This window comes from Streptomyces sp. NBC_00016 (assembly GCF_045040885.1).
Classification (GTDB): Bacteria; Actinomycetota; Actinomycetes; order Streptomycetales; family Streptomycetaceae; genus Streptomyces; species Streptomyces coriariae.
The window spans coordinates 48851-65304 of sequence record NZ_CP108304.1 but is presented as its reverse complement, the minus strand read 5'-3'; the positions used below and the strand labels follow the sequence as shown (position 1 = coordinate 65304).

At 70.3% G+C, this 16454-nt stretch carries 11 protein-coding genes; 3 read left to right on the top strand and 8 right to left on the bottom strand.

The features are described from left to right. Window positions 1–188 precede the first annotated feature (188 nt). On the bottom strand, window positions 189–830 hold the full coding sequence (locus tag OG933_RS00290) for a hypothetical protein (RefSeq protein WP_362534101.1): 642 nt from the start codon (window positions 828–830) through the stop codon (window positions 189–191). Between the two features lie 937 nt (window positions 831–1767). On the opposite strand from OG933_RS00290, the gene OG933_RS00285 reads away from it, so the two are divergent. From OG933_RS00285 to OG933_RS00275, 3 genes are all read left to right on the top strand, one after another. After that, window positions 1768–2424 carry a class I SAM-dependent methyltransferase gene (locus OG933_RS00285; protein ID WP_362534098.1) on the top strand — a complete coding sequence of 219 codons (657 nt, stop codon included), beginning with the start codon at window positions 1768–1770 and terminating at the stop codon, window positions 2422–2424. Continuing rightward, the gene (locus OG933_RS00280; RefSeq protein ID WP_405624727.1) at window positions 2421–3434 is read left to right on the top strand and encodes an HNH endonuclease; all 1014 of its coding nucleotides are present in this window, start codon (window positions 2421–2423) and stop codon (window positions 3432–3434) included. Before OG933_RS00285 ends, OG933_RS00280 begins: the two co-directional genes overlap by 4 nt. A gap of 317 nt (window positions 3435–3751) precedes the next feature. Further along, a complete protein-coding gene (locus OG933_RS00275; protein ID WP_405624726.1) occupies window positions 3752–4249 on the top strand; it encodes an HAD domain-containing protein in 498 nt (165 codons plus the stop codon). 318 nt (window positions 4250–4567) lie between these two features. Here the strand turns inward: OG933_RS00275 and OG933_RS00270 are convergent, their stop codons facing one another. The 7 genes from OG933_RS00270 to lanKC all read right to left on the bottom strand — a co-directional run bounded on the left by OG933_RS00270 (window position 4568) and on the right by lanKC (window position 16361). Then, window positions 4568–5770: a heparin lyase I family protein gene (locus OG933_RS00270; RefSeq protein ID WP_405624725.1), complete on the bottom strand. Its 1203-nt coding sequence runs from the start codon at window positions 5768–5770 to the stop codon at window positions 4568–4570. A gap of 19 nt (window positions 5771–5789) precedes the next feature. Further along, window positions 5790–6212, bottom strand: coding sequence for a hypothetical protein (locus tag OG933_RS00265; RefSeq protein ID WP_362534087.1), 423 nt, complete (start codon window positions 6210–6212; stop codon window positions 5790–5792). Continuing rightward, on the bottom strand, window positions 6187–7053 hold the full coding sequence (locus OG933_RS00260; RefSeq protein ID WP_405624724.1) for a response regulator: 867 nt from the start codon (window positions 7051–7053) through the stop codon (window positions 6187–6189). The genes OG933_RS00265 and OG933_RS00260 overlap by 26 nt, the downstream gene beginning before the upstream one ends. 173 nt (window positions 7054–7226) lie before the next feature. Further along, window positions 7227–9986 carry an AAA family ATPase gene (locus tag OG933_RS00255; RefSeq protein WP_405624723.1) on the bottom strand — a complete coding sequence of 920 codons (2760 nt, stop codon included), beginning with the start codon at window positions 9984–9986 and terminating at the stop codon, window positions 7227–7229. Window positions 9987–11023: 1037 nt separating this feature from the next. After that, the gene (locus OG933_RS00250) at window positions 11024–12070 is read right to left on the bottom strand and encodes an MsnO8 family LLM class oxidoreductase (protein WP_405624722.1); all 1047 of its coding nucleotides are present in this window, start codon (window positions 12068–12070) and stop codon (window positions 11024–11026) included. Window positions 12071–12108: 38 nt separating this feature from the next. Further along, the gene (locus OG933_RS00245; RefSeq protein WP_405624721.1) at window positions 12109–13560 is read right to left on the bottom strand and encodes an MFS transporter; all 1452 of its coding nucleotides are present in this window, start codon (window positions 13558–13560) and stop codon (window positions 12109–12111) included. Then, complete coding sequence (gene lanKC, locus OG933_RS00240; protein ID WP_405624720.1) at window positions 13560–16361, bottom strand: class III lanthionine synthetase LanKC; 2802 nt, start codon at window positions 16359–16361, stop codon at window positions 13560–13562. Before lanKC ends, OG933_RS00245 begins: the two co-directional genes overlap by 1 nt. Window positions 16362–16454: the final 93 nt, after the last annotated feature.

The window sequence follows — 16454 nt, the reverse complement described above, 5'->3', positions numbered from 1 at the left end:
GCACCCTCGTAAGATCCGCGCATGACCGATTCGTGGATATCTGCCATGAGTTTCTCCTCCTTTGCCGCTCCCCTTACAGCGAAGGGCGAACCGGCAGCCACCGACAAGCGCGGTGACATAGAGGACATTGCGATGCGCTGGCAGTCGCACAGCAGTAGGGGCGCAGCGGCGGGTGTGCCGAAGCGGAGTCATGCACCGGCCGCTGCGGGCTGCTCCTCAGCCTGCTCCGGCACTGCGGTAGCCGTGTAGAAGACGGACGAGCCCTGCTTGCTGCGCTGCGCCTGGCTTTTGGCCACTAGCCCCTCGAGCGTGGTGCGTACCACGGTCGTCTTGACGCTGCGGTCGGGATGGGCCTTGCCGAGGGCTGCGGCGATCTCCGCCGCCGAGCGCGGCTCGCTCTGCTCGGTGAGATGGCCACGGATCAGGTCGACCAGTGTCGGCTGCGCGGTTGTCGCCGGTTCAGCCTTGTCGGACTTGGTGGAGGCCTTCTTGGCGGCCGGCTTGCCAGCAGCGCTCCGACGCGGCGCGGGAGCGGTCTTCTTCGGCCGTGCATGCTTGCCCGCGCTGGGCTCAGCCTGCTTCCTTGCCGCTCGAGGGGCGGGTACAGCGGCGCTGTCCGGCAGGACCGAAGACTCTGCCGCAGCCGGTGCTGCGGCGATCGCCTGCTGGATGCCGACCAGCACGGCGCGGTCACGCTGATGCGCGGCCAACTGCTCCTGCAGAGCGGCGATTTCCGCGCCGATCCGCTCCTGCTCTTTGGCGTTGCGTTCGAGGTCGGCACCTACTTGGGCGGTGTACTGCGATGTCAGTTCGGTAGTGTTCTCAGACATGAGGTGCACAGCCTTTCCTCGACCTGGGGCCGGAGTTGAAGGGCCTGCCACACATGTGTGTCTGCCCGGTGGCTGATGCCTGCGGGCGGCAGCAACGTCCAGTGCGCAGTGCCCTGTCATAGGGATAGTACGGATATCCGGAGCTGCTTGTTCCATTCGGGCATGTCTGTGAACCGTCTTCAGTGATCCGGCGGCCTGTTTCACAGAAGGGCAGGCCGGGGGAGAGCGCGCTGTGGGGGCAGTTGCCAGACCACCTCATCGGTCTCCTGGTTCCGGTGCCAGGGGCCAGCGTGCCTTGAGCCACCAGCCGGTCCAGGAGCTCTCCTGTCTGGTGAGGGGAATGGCCGCACAGGCGGGCTGGGACGGCCATGCCAGTGTTGGGACTGCCGCGGCTGGACAGGTGTGCCGCCAGCACCAGGGCAGTCAGGCGCAGCACGGGGTGGCTCCCGCCCTACAACGACTGCCGCTTCGACGCCTCCGTCCTCACCGTCTTGCGCATACTGAGCAGCCTGAGCACCCCGGACCGGAACGTCTGCCCCACCGGGCCGACGCCATCACCAACTACGTCGCCAACGCCGTCACCCGCGGCTACGCCTGCCATCCCGGTGTGGAGATCCCGGTGCCCGGCCCCCGGTTCGCCGACCGTTCACCTACATCCTCACCACCGACGCGCCCGGGGCCCGTCGGCTGCCCAAGGTGCCCGCTCCGGCCCTGCCCAGCCGGCCCGAGAGGGCGCCCGACCGGGGCCGGCGAGCAGAACAGTGACCACACGGCCAACTACACCCCCAGCCCGCACAGTTCGACGTCTGCTGGCATCAACCGCGCTTGCGCACACATCGCGTCACCCCTGCTGTCACCCAACCATCCAGCGACGGTGAGCGCAGTTCGTAGCCTGCGTCCTCCTGCATTGTCAGTGGATGCCCGTAGCGTGAAGGGCATGGTCGAAGCAGGCGAGAACTCTTCCTGCCCGGGCGCGGGCTCCGGGGCGGAGCAGCATGCTGTGGGCGTTCAGGCGTACTACGCGCGCAACGCCGAGCAGCTCGGGGAGCGATACGGGAGTGTCTCTTTCGATGAGGTGCACGGGGGAGTAGCGGACTTGTTGCCGCTGCCTCCGGCGCGGGCGCTGGACGTGGGCGCCGGTACCGGACGCGACGCCCACGCGCTCGCACGGCGCGGCTACGAGGTGGTGGCAGTCGAGCCCGTGCGCGAACTGCGAGACGTCGCACAGGAGCTGAATCCTCACGAGCGGGTCCGGTGGGTGCAGGACGCCCTGCCGGACCTGGGGCGGCTGGAAGGAGCCTTCGACCTGGTGCTGCTGTCGGCGGTGTGGATGCACCTGCCGCTGGCCGAACGCAGGCCGGCGATGCGGAGGCTGGCCGAGCTGCTGGCTCCGGGCGGTCTCCTGGCGATCTCGCTGCGGCGCGGGGAGCCGCCGGCGGACCGGGTGATGTTCGACGTGCCCGCACAGGAAGTCGCGGGCGACGGACAGCGTGCGGGGCTGGAGCTGATCCGGGTCGTGGAGGAAGGCACCGACCGGCTCGGGCGCTCCGAGGTGTGGTGGCAGAGCGTCGCACTGCGCAAGGGACAGCAGTGAACGGGCGCGCGTTCTACGCCCAGGACGCCTCGGCGCGTGCCTCGTGGCGGCTGGCGGTGCTGATGGGCGCCAACTCCCGCACCTACAAGTTCGCCTTGGGCCAGGCCCTGCTGGAGTTTGCAGGGGCCGGGCGCCGATCGGTCCCGCTCGCCGAGTTCGCCGTCCCCTACAGCCTGAGCATCGTGCGTCGCATGGCCACGAGCCCGCAGGCGCCGCAGACCACACAACTCGGCGACAACGACTTCCTCGCCATCGCCCATCAGGAAGGCGCCGCCACCCTGGACGCAGACCACCCCACCGAGCGGCTGGTGGCGGCAGCTGTACGTTCGATGCCGGCCATGGTGATGCAGAAATTCCACAACCTGCGCGGCAACACAGCAGTACCCCACACCTTCTACCAGCTCACCGGAAACGGGCGGCAGCGCGCGGTGCGCCTTGCACCCGACGCCCTCGCGCTGGCACATTCACAGCAGGCCGCCGGCCTGGCCGCCGAACTGGACGCCCGCTGGAGCATCGTGGAAAGCTCCTTCGCCACCGGAGTGGGCCGCAGCCTGATCGAGGAAGGCGTCACCGTCGACTGGGACACCCTGAAGATCACCGACAAGCGGCGGCGCCGCCCGGTCACCGGCCTCACCCAGGCCACGATCGGCTTCCAGCACGGCCGCTGCCTGATCTGTGACGACATCCTTGCCCCCACCGATGCCACAGCTGTCGACCACGTCTTCCCGTTCTCCCTCATGCACCGCTACGCCAGCATCGGCTCCTGGCAAGGCCCCGACCTTGACGCGCTGTGGAATCTCGCCCCAGCTCATGCCGCCTGCAACCTGGCCAAGAGCGACCGGCTGCCCACACAAGCCGAACTCGCCCGCCTGGCCGCTCGCAACGAGGCCATCATGACCTCCCCCCACCCACTACGCCGCACCCTGCACATCAGCCTGGACAGCACCTCGACCACAGGGCGCGCATCGTCCTGGGTAACGTTCCTGCAGGCAGTGCAGATGACACTCTGAACCACACGCCCTTCACAGCCCCGCACCAACGCCGCACCGCGACCTCGCCCCTCTCCGACCGAAGCGCTTTGGCGTGACCACCCGGCAGGCGAACGTCCGTCAACGCAACTCCCTGCGACGCCTGACACAGTTGCCAAGTGCGCCGTCCCGGAGCCGGGTTACACAAAGCGGCGTTGCGTCATCCACTGAGGAGGTGGAGACCATCATCGCCAACGGCATAGCCGTCGTCGGCACGCTGCTTGGTTCGGTGATCACCCTGGCAACGGCGCCACATTCCACAACGGCTACCTAGTCGAGCGTCCCGAGGTGAGCGCAGCATGACCAGGCACGGGAACCGCCCACTGCTCTTCCTGGACGTCGACGGACCGCTCCTGCCGTTCGGTGACGGCCCGCAGCGCGATCTGGCGGGCACCGCATCCAACTCGCACATGGCGCGGCTCAACCCGCAGATCGGGCCGCGGCTCGCGGCGCTGCCATGCGACCTGGTCTGGGCCACCACCTGGGAAGAAGAGGCCAATATCGAGCTGGCACCGCGACTCGGCCTGCCGCAGCTGCCGGTCGTGAACTGGCCAGTGCCCTCAGCCGCCCACGAACGCGAAGACCAGTGGTTCGGGCTCCACTGGAAGACCCGAACCCTCGTCGCGTGGGCGGACGGACGCCCGTTCGCCTGGGTCGACGACGAGATCACCGACGCCGACCGAGACTGGGTATCCACCCACCACCCGGCCCAGGCGATGCTCCATCGCGTCGCGTCATCCCGCGGCCTTACCGACCAGGACTTCGCAGTCCTCGATCAATGGCTACAGCTGGCCTGAGGTTCTCCGCGATGATCCACAGGATTTGACAGTTACTCCAGACATACCGACCTACGCTCAAGGCCAACCGTTTTGCTCGCGACAACGGCCGCACCGGGACACGAGAGGGCACCCTGGTCGTCACGACGGAGACCGCCGCCGCCCGGATGCCGGTCAATCCGAAGAGAGTCTGGCTGACTGTCTCGACATCAGAAGGATCACCCCGCCCCACACCGGACGGCCCCGACCGGCCGACAGATGGTTACCCGACGCATCGAACAGGTCCTAGCCGTCATGGCGGATGGCGGGGTGCCCTGCACGGACCTCCCGCCATCCGTCTCACAGGCCCAGGACTGTGGCTTCGGTGATGCTCGCCCAGTCGTTCTCGGGGTTGCCCCGGAAGGTGATCTTGACGTAGCGGGCGTCGCGTGGCCCGCTGGTGAACAGTTTCTTCTCGGGCGCGGTCGTGGTTCCCGAACTGCGCCCCTCCCACACCTTGCTGTAGGTGATGCTGTCCTGGGACACGTAGACGGTGTAGTCGTTCCATCGCAGGTCGCCGCGGTGCCAGGCCACCGTGGCTGCGCATAGATGACGCTGGACGCCCAGGTCGAGGATCAGTGAGGCTCCCAGGCCCTGCCCCGACCAGCGCGTGGTGAGGTTGCCGTCGACGGCGTTCCCCGGTGGATTCGCCGGCTCATAGGTTGTCGCCGTCACGCCAGCCGGTGAGATGGCCCTCCCGCACGCGCGTACGGGGCTGACGTCCGCGTAGGTGGCCCGCTCGTCTCCCAGCCGCAGTGCGTCGTAGTGCATCACGCGCTGGGTTGTGTCGGAGGGCGCCCCGGTGTTCCAGTCCCATTTGTAGATGCCGAACTTGAAGTACGGCGATCGTGGACCGCCGCTGTGCGTGGCTCCGGTACGGTGCATGACCTGTTCGCCGTCCCGCCAGACTTCGAGCACGCCCGTGCTGTCGGTACGCCACGTGACGTGGAAGACCCAGTCGGTCCAGGCGCCAGTGGTGTAGGGACCGAGGTCCGTGATCTGACCCTTGAAGTCGATCTTCCACCGCCCCTCGTCCGTGAGCAGGGCCAGGGGAGGGGAACCGGAGGGGCACTGAGTGTCACACTGGTGCCACTGACTGACGATTTCGGCTGACCTGTCGTAGGTCCAGGACGACGGCAGGTTGATGCTGAAGCCGTACCAGCGCTCGGCATTGAGGGGCTGATCGTCGCGCTGGGTGATCTCCGCCCGTTTGCTGCTGGACACCACCGGGTCGCTCTTGTGCAGTTCGAAGCGCGCGGCGTAGGAGCCATCACGCACCGGGGCGGTGGTGGTCGTGGCGCCGTAGGAGGTGGCCCACTGCTTGCCGAAGCCGCTGGGTGCCGCTGCCGGCAGGGTTCGGTCGGCCGAGTTCTCCCAGTCGAGCGTGCGCTGCACTCCTGCGGGGTCCGCGCTCACGGTGGGGGCTGACGCCCCCACGGCGCCGGCCGCCAGCAGCGCCACGGCAACCAGTATGGCTCGGGCCCTGTGCCGTTTGAGTGTCATGTCTCAGCTCCCGCCTTGCTCAGCGCGCGGTGACGGACAACGGCGAGTACGCGTTGTTCCTGACGTTGATCGGAACCCCGCCCCACCAGCGGTTGATGCATCGTGTCGTGCCGGCCTGCACGGGGATGTACTCGGGCGACGCACCCAGGCGGGTCTGGACGCGTGCCTCGCCGTACTGCGTGCCCTGGTTCTTCACGCACAGCTGGGTCCCGCCGAAGACCCAGGTGGGGAAGTCCGCGCTGCTGCCGTAGGTGCGCAGCTCCGCCGGTCCGGTGACAGCGGCCCGCAGAGGCACGCCGGGCCGTGCGCCTTGCGCGGCGACGGATCCTGCGGGGTGCGTGGATGCTTGGGCGGGGCCGGCAATGCCGGCCCCCATGACGCCCGCAAGGGCGACGGCCAGGGCCATGGCCGCGGCGTCACGCCGGATCGATCGCTTGTTCATGGTGACTCCTTCGCGGATCAGTGAAGCGGTCCATGTCGCGAAGCCCAAGGGACTCATCCGCAGCCGTGTTCGCCCCCGCGGTGGCTCCCTCGGGCCGTGGCTTTTCATGCTGATCTCCCAGGTGTCCCGGGAACACTGCCCAACGGCTCCTGGATCGTCCTGCACCCTGGGGTGGCCAGTCGGGAGGGCGGTGTCCGAGACCATGACTGCGCGCCAGGGCCACTGCTTTCTCGCGGTTTTCCGCGCCGAGCTTTCGTACGACGCAGGACACGTAGTTGTGCACGGTGTGGCGCTCCAGGGTGAGTTCGCGGGCAATGCGCGCGGGCCCCATGCCGCAGGCGAGCAGTTCGAGGACCTGGCGTTCGCGCCTGCTCAGTGACGGGAAGGGAATCGTGTCCACCAGCAGACGGGCGGCGGAGTCGGCGACGGCGGTTCGCACATGGTTCTGGACGCGTTCGTCAAGGACGGTCAGCCCGTGGGCGGTGGCGGTGATCGCGGCCAGCAGAGCCTCAGCAGAGCACCTCTTCGACGCGTAGCCGCTCGCGCCGACACACAAGGCCTCGCTCACCAGTGCCGCGTCGTCACACGCCGAGACAAGCAGGACGGGAGTACGGGGCTGGCTGTCCGCCACGGCACGGACGCTGCCGAGGCCTCCGCCGTCTGAAGTCTGCGGTTCGAGCACCACCACGTCGGGCTGAACGCCTGCGATGACGGCGAGAGCTTCATGGCCGTTGCCCGCCTCTGCCACCACCTGCATGCCGACGGCCTCCGCGCAGTCGCGCAGACCTTTGCGGAACACCTGGTGGTCATCGACCAGGACCAGTCGGATGGGATTCATCATGGGCCGCCCCCTTGGCTCATTCGGCTCGCTGCCGACGCTACGGCCGGGGCAGTGCCAGGCGCCCCAGGGACGGACCCGGGGACAGCCCTGGGGTGGTACCCGAGGCACGCCACTGGCGGGACACAAGGTAGGTGTGGCTACGGACGGGGTGGAGCAGCTGACATGACGAGTAATCAGTCGTTTGGGCCGAGCTTGTCGACCAGGTCTGTGCGGGAGGAGATGCCGAGCTTGGCGTAGGTGTTGCCGAGGTGGTACTCGATCGTTTTGACGCTGAGCACCAGCTCCCGTGCGATGTGGCGATTGGTCAGCCCGCGGGCTGCCATCTGGGCCACGGTGAGCTCCTGAGCGGTCAACAGCGGGTGGACTACCTCCCGGGGGCGGGCGGACACACGGCCGCAGGCCGCCAGCTCAGCGGCGCACCGCTCCAGATACGGAGCCGCCCGGAGACGATGGAAGGTCCCCCAGGCTGCTTCGAGCTCCGCCACCGCGCTGCTGCGCCTTCCGGCGCGGCGCAGGAACGCCCCGTAGGACAGGCGCAACAGTGCCTGCTCCCAGCACGGCTCCCCACGGTCGCAGTAGCCGAGCCCCGTCCGAAAGGCGCGTTCGGCGGCCTGAACGTCACCGCGGGCCCCCTCCAGGACGCCGCGGCAACGGGCGGCCGCCGCTTGGTCGAGCCAGCGCCGGCGAGCGGCGGCCCCGGCTTCGTACGGGACCAGCACCTCTTCCGCCGTGTCAATACAACCGGTACGTACCAGGGCCTCAACGAGCAGGGGCCGCCACGCAACGAGCCCCACTTCGTCGATGCCGTGCCGGTGCACAATGTCCTGCCTCAGAAACCGGCTGAGCGCGGCAACCGTCCCTTCGTGGTGGCCCCGCGCCGTGTGCACCAAGGCGAGCGCCGTGGCCGCGAACGCGGCGTCATTGACATCCCCCAGTACGCGCGCGTGCTCCGCCGCTGCGGTGGCATGGTTCTCGGCTGCGCGGAAGTCGCCACGGCCGGCGAGGGGACAGGCAGCCAAGGCGTGCACGACGGCAAGAATGGAGATCTGGTCGGTGTCCTCGGCCAGCGACACCGCCTGCGTGCCATGCGCGATCGCCTCGTCCCACCGGCCGGAGCGGTACTCGGCATCGGTGAGGAAGCCCAGCGCCACGAGAGCCGCGTAAGGCAGTCCGCCGCGCCGGTGAGAGGTGAAGGCGTCCTCCAGATCTCGCCGGGCATCACTGAGCTGCCCGTTCCACAGGTGCAACATGCCGCGCGCGAGCAGACCGTCCAGCTGCTCCGGGCTGTTGCGGGGACCGCACCCGGGCAGGTGGGCGAGGGACGCCATGCCCTCCCCGTAGTCGCCGGAAATCGCCAGTCCGATTGCCAGGGAGTCCCGAAGGAACGATGACCGCTTGCCGGGCGGCAGGCCGAGTCCGCGGCGCGCCCAGTGCACGATGCCTCGCGCATCACCCTGGATGAGACACAGCCAGGCCATCTGCTCGGCGGCACTGCGCAGCGTTTCGGTTGCAGCGCCGCCGCTCTCCCAGCACGCGTTCAGTTCATGGCGCGCCTCGTCAAGCCGGCCGGAAGTGAGGGCCTGATGGCCGAGGACGTAGTGCTGTTCGGCGCCGGGCGGCATCTCCCGCACGGTCTGCTCCAGTTCGGCGGCCTGGCTGACGTCGCCGGCGAGCAGCAGGTATTCGACGGCCCGCAGCGTTTGCTGCGCTCCGCGGGAGGGGGCCGCAGACAGGCGGGCGGCGGCCATGGAGGCGGAGGCAGCCGTGGACCAGGCCCCCTTCTCACACTGACCGGCGGCGAACCGGACCAAGTCGTCCGCGAGCTCCTCGTCGGGTCCGACAGCAGCATGCACCCGGTGTCCCAGTGCGATGTCCGGCTCGTGCACGCCCCCCGCGGCCAGGCCATGCAGACGGGAGCGTTCGGCCGGTTCGAGAGCGTGGTACACGGCGGCCCGCAGTAGCGGATGAGGGAAGACAGCCCTTGGTACGGAGCCGACCGTTCCCTCCTCCAGCAGCTCACGCGCCATCGCCTCCGACAGGGCCTCCAGGGGATCGGGCACGGTGCCAATCTGTGCCGCCAGGTGCACTGGGCTGGACGTGCCCAGGACGCTGACGGCACCGACCAGTCGGCGGGTATCGGGCGCGCAGGCTTCCAACCGTTCGGCGATGAGCCGCTCGTAGGCACGCGGTGCGGGAAGGGACACGCCGCCCCCGCCGAGTACCTCGGCGGGAAGCTGCTGGAGCAGCGCCCTGGTGTGCAAGGGATTGCCGTCCGTGTGCTCTCTCAGGCGGGCGATGGCCCAGCGGGGAAGCGCAGAGGGCCCCACGGCGGCGTTGAGAGCCGTGAGCTCCGGCAAACCGAGGCCGGCCAGCGTTACTTCGAGCGTGGTGTCGGCGTGGAGGATCCGGCGCAGCCCTGGCGGCAGCCGGGTGTCGGCGGCGTCGCGGGTCACCAGCAGCGTGAGGACCCGGTCGAACCGCAGGCGCCGCAGTACGAACGTGAGTGCGTGCAGGGAGGGGGTGTCGGCCCAGTGGACGTCGTCGATCACCATGACGCCCGTGGCGTGGTCCTGGATCCGGCCCAGCGCGTCCAGCAGGCAGGAGCCCACCGCGATCGGGTCCGGCACAGGACCGCCGGAGCGTGTGGTGTGCTCGAGCTCTCCCTCGGGGACGTCGACCACCCGTCGCGCGTGGAGCAGCAGTTGGGCGGCCACCCCGTACGGCAGGTCCATCTCCATCTCCTCACCGCTGGCACGCAGGACCTGGCAGCCCGCATGCGCTGAGGCGAGGAAGCGCCGGACCAGCGAGGTCTTGCCGATGCCCGCAGGCCCGTCGACGAGAACGATCTGGGGCTCGCTCCGGGCGGCTCTGGCCAACCGATCGCCCAGCTCCTCCAGTGCGCCTGCCCGACCGAAGAAGGGCGCCTCAGACACAAGCCTCCATCCCCGGGCAACCCGACTGCGGCGGGATCACCCGCCAGCACGCACCCGCCATCCGGCGAGGCCGTTTCGCCTGGTCGTCGACTGGCCGCCAGAGCTCGGCGGGAACTCCTGCTGTCCCTTCGTGCCGCATGCCGCCTCCCCTGTTGCTGTCCTGTCCGACCATGGTGGCGAACCACACCCACCGGGGCGCGAGAAGATCAAAACCGGGGACAAGACCATCTCTTTTCAGCTAAAGCGGCCAAGTACCGGATTAACCGGCTGCTTTCAGTGAGCGGCTGGTCGTGTGGAACGAGGCCGGCCTCTGGAACGAACTGCACCCGGTCCTGGTGGAAAAGCTGCGGGCGGCGAAGAAAGTGGACTGATCGCGGGCGGTGATCGGCTCCTCCGGGTGAGGGCCTGGCGGGGCCCGAAAGAGCGATCCTTGCCTACCCCCGCAGCAGCCCCGGATTCGGCGGAAGCCTCACCGCTGCGGCTCGCATCAGCGGCCGGGGGCGGGAATCCGCCCAGCCCGACGACGTGACCGACGTGGACGCACCATTCCGCGCAAGCCGATCACCCCACCCCACCCCACCCCGCGCCGACCGGCCGCCGACCGCCGGGGCTCCGGCCGGACACCCGCCGGCAAGCATTCCCGCGCGCGACCGGCATCAACGGCTCGATCTGCGAGGGGGAGATATGCCGGCCCCACTGCCCCGGGGGGAGGGGGGTGGGGCCGGCATGCGCTCGAACGCCGGGGGGACGGCGCTGCGTCGAGCTCATGTTCGCCTGCTGCCCCCGGTCGAGAGGAGTATGCACCCCTCCGACGATCCTCCCGCTCCCACTCCCACTACGACGCCACGGGCGGCCTCCCCGTCAGGTTCCGGGCGGGCTCTACCACAGGGCGAGTCAAGCCCAGCCCTTCAAACTGATGCGCCACATCGGCGCGGTGACGATGCCCCGCTCGCGGATCGGACGACGGTGTGATCGCGACCGCCGCCGAACCCGCTCGGCGTCAGGCCGGCGGCTTCACCAGTTGTCCGGGTCTCGTCTCAGGAGACTGCGGGCCGGCCCTGTCTGCCGGCGGCGCGGGGCCGGTCATGCTGTGCGGGAGGAGTCCAGGCCGCGGCTGTCAGGCGCAGGGTGCGCTCGCGGCCGGCGGCGGTGATGTCGTAGGGGACGAGCATGATCTCGTCGGCGCCCAGCGTGGCGGCCAGCCGCCGCAGGCCGGCGGAGACGGTGGCCGGGCCGCCGCGCACGAGCTGCAGGTCCTCCAGCATCCTGCCGATCAGGTACCGCTCCCGCGGCTCGGGCAGAGCGACCCCCGGGGACGTCGCCGTGTGCTTTTGGCGGAACCGTGCGGCGGCGGTGTCGTGGGCGAGTCGCTCGGCCTCTTCGTCGGTCTCCGCGCACTGGACGTTGACGGACGCGATGACATGGGGACTCGTGCCGAGCGGGCCGGGGGAGAAGGCCGACCGGTAGCGGTCCAGGGCCGCGGGGCGTGACTTGGGCCCGAGGTGGGCGCCGTAGGCGAAGGGCAGCCCGCGCGCGGCGGCGGTGCGGGCGCCGTTCTCCGAGGCGCCGAGGACGAACACGCCGGGCGGCACCGGCAGCGCGGGGGAGAGCTCCAGGTCCTGGAAGGCGTGCCCGCCCGGCCAGCGGCCGTAGAGGAAACCGACGAGTTCGTCGAGCAGCAGAGGGAACTCCGCGCGTGCCTGCGGCGGCCGGCGCAGGGCACGGTCGAGGAGGGTGCTGCTGTCCGTGCCACCGGTCGCGCGGCCGACGCCGAGGTCGATCCGGTCGTCGTGCAGCGACTGGAGCACGGCGAACTGCTCCGCGATGGTGAGCGGCGCGTGGTTGGTCAGCATCACCCCGCCGGAGCCGACCCGGATGCGGTGCGTCACCGCCGCGATGTGCGAGATCAGCACCGCCGGTGAACTGCCGGCGCACCGGGGGGAGTTGTGATGCTCTGCCACCCAGAAGCGGTGGTAGCCGCAGGCGTCGGCGGCCACCGCCGTGCGCACGACGTCGTGCAGTGCCTGCCGGGCGGTGCAGCCGGGCGCGACCAGCGCGACGTCCAGCACGGACAGCGAAACCATGGAACCTCCCTGAAGGGGTCGGGCGGCGTTCGTGGGTGTCAGGCCGTGGCCTTTTCGGTGTCCGGCACGGCCGGGGGTGACGGCATCAGCAGCGCGACGACCGCGAGCACGGTGAAGGCCAAGGCGAACACGGCGGCGGCGCCCGACAGAGACAGGTACGTCAGCAGCAGGCCCGCCGTCAGCGGGCCGAGCGGCTGGAGGATTTCCGTGATGAACCCCAGAGCCGTCGTGGTGCGGCCGTAGATGTTCTCCGGCACCGTCGTGGCCAGAATGGTCCCGAACACAGCCCCGTTGACCGGAGTCAGCAGGCACAGCGCGGAGTATCCGGCGGCGAACGCGATGCCGCTGCCGGTGTACCAGGCGAGGGCGAGCATGACGCCGGCGAGCGCGGGACCGGCCGCCATCACCGTCTGCATGCGCAGCCTGTGCTGGAGGAAGGGCGCGATCAGCGAACCGGTCAACCCGGTCACCGCCGCCGCGCTCATCGCGAGACCCACGGCCGCGGCGCCGTTGTGCTCCCGCCCGATGCCCAGCAACAGGGCGTAGGCGAGGGCCTGGAACGCGAAGTTGTCGCCCGCGGCCAGCCCGGCGAGCGTACGCAGGAAGGGGTCGCGGACCACATGGCGCAGCCCCGCGGTCAGACGGTGCAGAAAGCGCTCGCGCGGCGCGGCCTTCGCCCCGCCGCCCGCCTCCGGCTCCTCCGCCCCGCCGCCCGCCTCTGCCTTCTTCGCCCCGCCGCCCGCCTCTGCCTTCTTCGCCCCGCCGCCCGCCTCTGCCTTCTTCGCCCCGCCGTCTGCCTCCGCCTCCTGCGCCCCGGCCCGCCCGGCCGTCCGGCCCGCGCCGGCGTCGGGCCGGGCGGACCGAGCGGCCTCGGCTCGGCGCAGCGGCCGGTACAGGGCCAGCACGCACAGCGCGGACACCGCGTAGGTGACGGCGTCGATGGCGAACGGCAGCCACAGCGAAGCCGCGATGAGCACACCGGCCACGGCCGGGGCGATGATCCCGGCGGCGTAGGCCCGCGCCTGGTTCAGGGAGATGGCCGTGCCCAGCTGCGCGGCTGGCACGACCCGGCGGACGGTGGCGTTCTGACTCGGCCGGAACAGTTCCACCCCCACCTGCGCCACGACCACCGTGACCACGGCCAGCGCAATCGGCAGCCGGTCCAGGTACGTCCACACGGCGACGGTGGCGACCGTGACCAGGCGGGCCAGGTCGGCTACGAGCATCAGGCGCCGGTGGCTGTAGTGATCGGTGAGGTACCCGGCCGGCATCCGCAGCACCATCGCGGTCACCAGTACGGCGGTGCCGATGGTGCTGGTGGCCGACGTCGAGTACCCGCTGCTCAGCAGGGCGAGCGGCAGCACCAGCGCGGTCATGGACGTACCGAAGTCGGACAGCGCCTGCCCCACCCACAGCAGCCGGAACTCCCGGTTGGCCCGCAGCGGTACGGCGTCGACAGCCGCCTGGGAGGCGGCCGTGGTCGCCTCCATCACACACCGGTCCGGCCCGCGGCGGCGGGCAGCAGGTCGTCCAGCAGGAAGTTGCCGTTGGTACGGCCGCCGGGGCGGGCCGTGCGCAGGCGGTCCAGGAACAGCGCCACCCCGGCCGACCCGCTCGCGAGGTCGCAGCTCTCCCGCACGGTCTGCTCACCGGGGAAGACGATGCCCTCGGGCCGCTCGATCGCCATGCACAGCACGGACTCGGCCACCCGCTCCGCCTCCGCCAGCAACTCGGCGTCGCCGAGGAACTCGTAGGCATCGAGCAGGACGTTGCCCAGCCCGCTCGTCCCGTGGAACAGCTGCGGGAACACCGTGTACTTGCGGCGGACGTCGGGCAGCAGCGCGGTGATCCGCTCGCGCAGCACGGGATCGCCGGTGACGTGGTGGTAGCGCAGCAGTGTGGTGAGGACGCCGGCGGTGCCGTGGTCCCAGTAGTGCCGTACGACCATGACGGGTTTGTCGTCCGTGGCCACCGTCGCCGGGAGCGACAGCCGGCCGCCGGCCCCGGCGACCACCTGGGCCAGGTCGAAGTCCAGTGCGGCCCGGCCCAGTTCCAGCGCCGCCGGATCCCCGGTGGCGCAGTGCAGGGAGAGCAGGAACAGGGCGATGCCGGAGGCACCGTCCGCGTAGCCGACCGGGGTCGGCCGGCTCGCGTCGGGCCAGTGGGCCAGACCGTCCTCGCGGTGCGCCGCTTCGGTCAGGTGACCGCCGACGGCGACGGCACGGTCGAGGAACTCCGTGAGCCCTGAGTCGCGCCACAGCCGCAGGCACGCCATGCCGTAGCCGGCCGCCCCGGTCAGTACACCGGGCTCGGACAGCGACTGCGGGTGGCCGTGCGCGTCCCGGAGCGTCCGCACGGCTATGTCCAGGTGGCCGATGGCCGACTGCGCCCAGGCCACGCCCGCCGCGCCGAAATACAGGCCGGCCGGCATCACGTCGTGCGCGGTGGAGTGCCGCAGCGCCCAGGCGTGCAGATCGTCGGGCACCGTGCCCCGCAGCCGGTGCAGCACGTACAGCGGACCGTACGCCCCGTGGGCGAGCGAGAGCGGATTGGTCCGGAACACCGCGACGTCGGCCGGGAAGAGCCGGTCCTGACGGTCGAGGTCGGCGGTCTTGGCCCAGAAGTCGGCGACACCGTGGAGGGTGGCCTCCACCCGCTTGTGCAGCTCGGCGCGTGCCGTCGCGTCCGTCACCGGGGGCAGTCCCAGCGGGGGCGGCTGCCGCCAGGCGTCCGCGAAGGGCAGCGCCTCGATCCGCCGACGCAGGGCGGCAGGGTCGGGCAGGTCGGCGTCCTCGTCGTACAGGTCGGTGATCAACCGGACGAGTTCCGTCGGGAGTTCGAGGTCGGCGGCCGCTTCGGCCAGCAGTCTGCGCGGCATCGTGGAGTCGATGAAGTCGGTCTGGTGGCAGAGCAGGACGCAGCCCAGGATCAGGCCGCCGAGGGCGTAGTGGTCGGTGCGCCGGTCGCCCTGCGCGGCGAGCCTCGCGCGGCGGGTCACCATGCCGGGCGTGTACAGCCGCGCCCCGCGCGCCGGGCCCGCGGGAGCGTCCTCGTGGAAGGCGGACTCCATGTCGATGACCACGACCCGGTCGTCGCCGGTGACCATGACGTTCGTCAGCGACAGGTCGCCCATCACGATGCCGCGTTCGTGGCAGACGGCGATCGCGTCCGCGACGTGGAGCCACAGGGTGCGGAACCGCTCGTAGTAGTCGGTGAGGCGCTCGGCGCTCAGGTCGAGGTTGTAGACGGGGTTCTCGACGATGCCGAGGTGCCCGAGATGGGTGCCCTCGATGAACTCCTCGACGAGGAAGGAGTGTTCCCAGTCGGTGAAGAACGCGATCGGGCGCACGAACAGGCCTGTGTCGGCGAGTTCCGTGAGGATGTCGTACTCGTGCCGCAGCAGCTGGACGGCGTCCGTTCCCTCCGGTCCGATCTGCACGCCCGGCCGCGCCTCGCGGATGACCACGTCCGCGCCCGTGTCGTTGTCGATGCCGCGGTAGATGCCGCCGCGGTTGCAGAACTTCATCGCGCTGACGATCGTGAAGCGCCCGTCGGCGAGGGTGATGCCGGTGTCACCGCCGGCGGACCCGTTTGTCCCCGCGGGTTCGGCGCCGGCCGTGTCCGGTGCCGCGGGCTGCTCCGGGGCGGACTCCCCGGTGAAGGGGTCCGTGACCCAGGCCGGGAGATGGAAGTACGGGTGCCGGATGTCCACGACCGGCTCGCCGTCCGGGGTGCGGATCAGCAGTTCCTTCATCCCGGAGGGCCGCATCCGGGAGATCGACACGAAGCCGCCGTAACGGTAGTGGACCACCCGCGATCCGGGATAGCGCCGGTCGGAGAGGATGTGCGGGCCGTCGAAGCCGGCCAAGGCCTCGGTCAGCGCGTCGCCGACCGCCCGGAACTCCCGCTCGTCGGCCGGGTACACGGTGATGAACTTCCCGCTCGAGCCCCTGGGGAAAGACTTGCCGTTGGACTCGAGCATCGCCACCGGGTCCATCAGGAACTTGAAGTGCACGCCGGCGTCACGCAGCAGCGGCAGCAGGGCACGCAGCGTGGCGGCGCTCGTCGCGGAGGTTGCCGACACATGCAGCTTCCACCCCTGGGCGACGGCCGGCACCTGCGGCGGAGCGGTCAGCAGCCAGTAACCCCGCCGCCACAGCAGCCAGGACGCGGGCATCACCGCCCGGTACTCGCGCAGATGCTCCCCGCCGGGCGCGCGGCGCTCGAAGTCCTCGAACCAGCGCGGGTGGTGTGTCATATAGGTCTGGATGATTTCCCACTCGAGCTGCATTCCGCCCATCCCCTCTGCCGAGACCGGAAGTTGATGACGCGCCGTCCGGCCGGGCCGGGGAACCGCTGTCCCCGGCCCGGCCGAACGCCGTGA

Bases quoted from the DNA above. Each gene is read 5' to 3' on its own strand.
- OG933_RS00270 (WP_405624725.1), bottom strand. From the start codon at position 5,770: ATGACACTCAAACGGCACAGGGCCCGAGCCATACTGGTTGCCGTGGCG.
- OG933_RS00260 (WP_405624724.1), bottom strand. From the start codon at position 7,053: ATGATGAATCCCATCCGACTGGTCCTGGTCGATGACCACCAGGTGTTC.
- OG933_RS00250 (WP_405624722.1), bottom strand. From the start codon at position 12,070: ATGGTTTCGCTGTCCGTGCTGGACGTCGCGCTGGTCGCGCCCGGCTGC.
- OG933_RS00275 (WP_405624726.1), top strand. From the start codon at position 3,752: ATGACCAGGCACGGGAACCGCCCACTGCTCTTCCTGGACGTCGACGGA.
- OG933_RS00245 (WP_405624721.1), bottom strand. From the start codon at position 13,560: ATGGAGGCGACCACGGCCGCCTCCCAGGCGGCTGTCGACGCCGTACCG.
- OG933_RS00290 (WP_362534101.1), bottom strand. From the start codon at position 830: ATGTCTGAGAACACTACCGAACTGACATCGCAGTACACCGCCCAAGTA.
- lanKC (WP_405624720.1), bottom strand. From the start codon at position 16,361: ATGCAGCTCGAGTGGGAAATCATCCAGACCTATATGACACACCACCCG.
- OG933_RS00265 (WP_362534087.1), bottom strand. From the start codon at position 6,212: ATGAACAAGCGATCGATCCGGCGTGACGCCGCGGCCATGGCCCTGGCC.
- OG933_RS00285 (WP_362534098.1), top strand. From the start codon at position 1,768: ATGGTCGAAGCAGGCGAGAACTCTTCCTGCCCGGGCGCGGGCTCCGGG.